Raw genomic sequence first — 1,553 nt, forward strand, 5'->3', positions numbered from 1 at the left:
ACAGCAGCTCCCGCTGTATTTTTTATTTTTGACAGTCTTAACAGGTGCTTTTTGAAAAAAATAAAATGCCCTGCCATCTTTAATAGCATTTTAAACTTTTATGTCGCATCAAAAAATTCTAGGGTATATCAAAAGCACATAGTTCACGGTATGTCATGCTAACATGTATCAATAATGGGAGGACTCTTAAGCTTTCCAGCAATGTATAAATATAATGCTTCCCAGCTCTTGATAATCGTCACAAAAAAGGCGCTTCGTATTCGCTCCCATAGATAACTCCGCCTTCCGTGCTTTTCAAGAGCCGCTTGAAATAGCGGACAAGACAGCTCTTGAATCTGATCTACCATAAATGCCAACAGCATCAAAAAACCAAACACGCTGCATAAATTATTTTTACCATGACCAAAATTATGCTCAAAATTATACCCCTGATTTTTTAACGTATTAAACGTCTCATTCTCAATCTTCCAGCGCGCGCGTGCTCCTTTCATGATTTTAAATACATTGCTTCGATTAAGTTCAAGGTCAGTCACCCATGTGAAACGTTGAACTTTGCCCTTTTTATTTGTTTCTTTGTAAGACAAAAAATTAACCTTTATATCACCTCGGGTCTCATTTAACTCCGCACCATTTATCCACTCAAACTCATGGGTGACCCCATCTTTTTTAATGACTAAACGCTCTAATGTACTTGCGTTAACCCAGTCAAACAACCAAGCATGATCTCCTGGTTTCACGCCCAGAATGTAACGAATATTATGTTTGTTCAATTCATCAATATGTGGACCATTTGCATATAGCGCATCCTCAACAAAAATCATTGGTAAATGCGGGTGCTCTTTGCGTAGACGCTCAATTAAACGCTTCGCTGCATTGCGCTCACAGTCGTTCTTTTTGTTGCCATCACTTTTAATGATTGGCTCAGGCGCCAGTGGAATAACTTGCTTAATATCAGGGTGCACAATCGAGGCGCATAGCATTTGATGATAATAGGTTTTTGTGCCGTCACGGTGATTCTTTACACAGCAATTATCACAATGAATTTCATGGGATGAAAACATTCCCGTACCATCACTTGATATCAGATAATAATCACCAAAAAAACGGTACTGTTCTAACGCTTTCCCTCTTTGCAGAACACTTAATAGCGCATTGAAGGCAGGGCGTAGTTCAAGATAATCAATGTCATCTAAACGTTCGCGTAAACAGGTGTCAGAAGGCGCTTTTCCGACTTGATATAGCGAGCGAAGGTTACTTTTAATTTCACTCTCCTCTGATCGCATATCTTGATCAAACTTTAGCAAGGAGGCATATTTCATACCAAATATTGCCATGCCACACATCAGACAGTCAACCAGAGAGTATTTACTCGACAAATCGCGCTCTGAAACTTTAGAAAATGCTTTGCGAACCGTTTCAAGCAAAGATGGTATAGATAGGTGTTTTTTAAACTGATGCTTCATTGCGCTCCGGCAAGGCTACGAAAAATAAATTTATCTTCGCGCTAAAAACCTTTGTTTGCAAGCTTTTTCATACTCAGCGGGAATTGCTGA

At 39.3% G+C, this 1,553-nt stretch carries 1 protein-coding gene; it reads right to left on the reverse strand.

Annotated elements, in window-relative coordinates; all coding sequences use genetic code 11:
* Positions 1-158: 158 nt before the first annotated feature.
* Positions 159-1,463 carry a transposase gene (locus DNJ75_RS14785; protein ID WP_117004185.1) on the reverse strand — a complete coding sequence of 435 codons (1,305 nt, stop codon included), beginning with the start codon at positions 1,461-1,463 and terminating at the stop codon, positions 159-161.
* Between the last annotated feature and the right edge of the window lie 90 nt (positions 1,464-1,553).

This window comes from Cysteiniphilum litorale (assembly GCF_003428165.1).
Taxonomy (GTDB): domain Bacteria; phylum Pseudomonadota; class Gammaproteobacteria; order Francisellales; family Francisellaceae; genus Caedibacter; species Caedibacter litoralis.